The sequence below is a fragment of the bacterium genome (assembly GCA_041649255.1).
GTDB lineage: Bacteria > Hydrothermota > UBA3073 > JACQXS01 > JAQTXJ01 > JAQTXJ01.
The window spans coordinates 1-2,716 of sequence record JBAZNK010000048.1; the positions used below are offsets into that span (position 1 = coordinate 1).

The 2,716-nt window shown below is 50.2% G+C and carries 3 protein-coding genes; all 3 read left to right on the forward strand.

Annotated features, from left to right (window positions below; translation table 11 throughout):
• Positions 1 to 275: 275 nt before the first annotated feature.
• Positions 276 to 1,028: a bacterial ammonia monooxygenase, subunit AmoA gene (gene amoA, locus WC614_14100; protein ID MFA5034136.1), complete on the forward strand. Its 753-nt coding sequence runs from the start codon at positions 276 to 278 to the stop codon at positions 1,026 to 1,028.
• Between the two features lie 14 nt (positions 1,029 to 1,042).
• Complete coding sequence (amoB, locus tag WC614_14105; GenBank protein MFA5034137.1) at positions 1,043 to 2,284, forward strand: bacterial ammonia monooxygenase, subunit AmoB; 1,242 nt, start codon at positions 1,043 to 1,045, stop codon at positions 2,282 to 2,284.
• A 20-nt stretch (positions 2,285 to 2,304) separates the two neighbouring features.
• Positions 2,305 to 2,716 (forward strand): methane monooxygenase/ammonia monooxygenase subunit C (locus tag WC614_14110; GenBank protein ID MFA5034138.1); only part of this gene is annotated, 412 nt, incomplete at its 3' end.

Below are 2,716 nucleotides of genomic sequence, written 5' to 3' on the forward strand. Positions count from 1 at the left end.
TTCTTAAATTAGACATAGGGGTACTTTTCAATGTGAGTTCGGGTCAGGATAACAAAAACACAGCATGCCTCGACCATGAATTGTGTCAATGACGGGATGAAATATAAACATTTAACAAAGCCGTTCTTTCAACCTACTGTATCACTCAAGCGTGTTGTTTAGCTTGAGTCGGCTCAGTTCCCCCTCAATGAGCTGCCGACAAAATTGATGACACGCTGACTATTTCGGATAAGCGAATCAGCCTTATCTATCGCTATTGGGTAGGAGAAGCAATTATGTCAGTAAATATTTCAAACCGGTCTTTTCGACCTTACACAGGAGAAAAGGCGCGGATTACCCGCGCTTACGATTACCTGATCCTGGTATTGGCTCTTTTTCTGTTTATCGGTTCGTTCCATCTTCATTTTGCGCTGGCTGTCGGCGACTGGGATTTCTGGGTGGACTGGAAGGACAGGCAATGGTGGCCGCTGGTGACGCCGCTGATGGGCATTACTTTTCCGGCGGCGGTGCAATCGGTCATGTGGACGAAGTTTCGCCTGCCGATGGGCGCTACCTTGTGCGTGGCTGCGTTATTAATAGGCACCTGGATCACCCGTGTATTCGCCTATCACTATTGGAATTACTTCCCCATTAACATGGTCTTGCCCGCCACCATGTTGCCCGGCGCGCTGGTGCTGGACGCCATCCTGATGCTGAGCAACAGCCTGACCGTCACTGCGGTTTTAGGTGGAGCGTCTTTTGCGTTGCTGTTCTACCCCAGTAACTGGCCCCTGTTCGGCATGTTTCATGTGCCTGTCGAATACGGTAACGGCCAATTGACGGTCGCCGATTTGTTCGGTTTCGAATACATACGCACCGGCATGCCGGAATATTTACGCATCATCGAGCGGGGTACGTTACGCACTTACGGTCAATACGCAGCGCCGTTAGCGGCATTTTGTTCGGCGCTGTTATGCATCCTGATGTACACCTTATGGTGGTTTATCGGGAAGTGGTTCGCAACCGTTCGTTACCTTAACAAAATCTAACAGGAGGGCGGTTTATGAAACAGCTATTAATAAAGTGCATGGTGTCTCTAGGGTTTATCCTCTCGCTATACACGCTGAATATCGCAACTGTGATGGCGCATGGGGAAAAGGCTTTAGAGCCGTTTATCAGAATGCGCACGATACAGTGGTACGACGTGCAATGGGACAAACAAAAATTTAATGTCAACGAAGAAGTCAGCGTTAGCGGCAAATTCCATGTCGCCGAGGATTGGCCGGTCAGCGTACCCAAGCCTGAAGCGGCGTTTTTGAATATATCGACGCCCGGCCCGGTGCTGATCAGGACCGAACGCTATCTGAACGGTAAACCGTTCATGAATTCGGTGGCCTTGCAGCCCGGAGGCGATTACAACTTCAAGATTGTACTCAAAGGGCGATTGCCGGGCCGTTACCACATCCATCCGTTCTTTAATCTGAAAGATGCGGGACAAGTGATGGGGCCGGGCGTATGGCTGGAAGTTACCGGAAATGCGTCGGATTTTTCCAACGAGGTCAAAACCATCAACGGCGAGGTGATCGATATGGAAACCTATGGCCTGGGCAACGGTATATTCTGGCATCTGTTCTGGGGCTTATTGGCAACGGCCTGGCTGCTCTGGTGGCTGCGACGGCCGTTGTTTATTCCACGCTATAGAATGCTGCAAGCCGGTGGTTTGGAAGATGAACTGGTCACGCCGAACGACCGTTTAATTGCAAAAGCGATGCTGGTCGGCGTGCCCTTGTTGGTGTTGGCCGTCAATGCAATGACGATAAGCGAATATCCGAAGGCAATACCGTTGCAGGCTTCGCTGGACCAGATTTTGCCGCTATCCGCCCAAGTCAATGCCGGCGTGGTCGATGTCGAGACTTTGAAAGCCGAATACCGGATACCGGAACGATCAATGGAGTTCACTGTAAAGGTCAATAATCGCAGCGAAAATCCTGTTCAAATCGGCGAGTTTTCTACCGCTAATGTGCATTTTTTGAACAAGGATCTGCAAGCGGCGTATCAAGGCGATTCGACAAGCATGACAGCGATTGAAGGTTTGAGCCTGGAGAATACCGCACCGATACAACCCGGCGAACAGCGCACGATGACGATTACCGCCAGGGATGGGTTTTGGGAATCCGAAAAACTGAACGGGCTGATTCGGGATGCCGACAGCCGGATCGGCGGCCTGCTGTTTTTGTACGATTCGGTAACAGCCGCGCGTTATATCTCCAGCATCACCGCCGCAGTGATTCCAAAATTCAATTAAACCGTTAAGAGGCTTACATCATGGCTACAACATCCGAACAATTACCTTTAGTGGTAGAAAATAAAAACGCAGCACCCTGGTATATCAAGGATTTACCGATGTACCTGAAAGGCTTTGCCATGCTGACGGTTATCTATGTCGGGCTACGCCTATATCAAGGCGCTTTTGCCGTTGCGTCGGGATTGGACTCGTCCGAACCGGCTTTCGAACAGTACTGGATGCAGCTGTTTTACGTTGAATTAGGCATTCTTGCCGTATTCGTGACCGGTGTATGGGGCTATTTATGGGTTTCGCGCGATCGTAACCTGGACAAGCTGGAACCGAAGGAGGAAATCAGCCGCTATTTCACCCTGACCATGTGGATCAGTATTTACACCTTTGCGGTGTATTGGGCAGGTAGCTATTTTGCCGAACAGGATAATTCCTGGCATC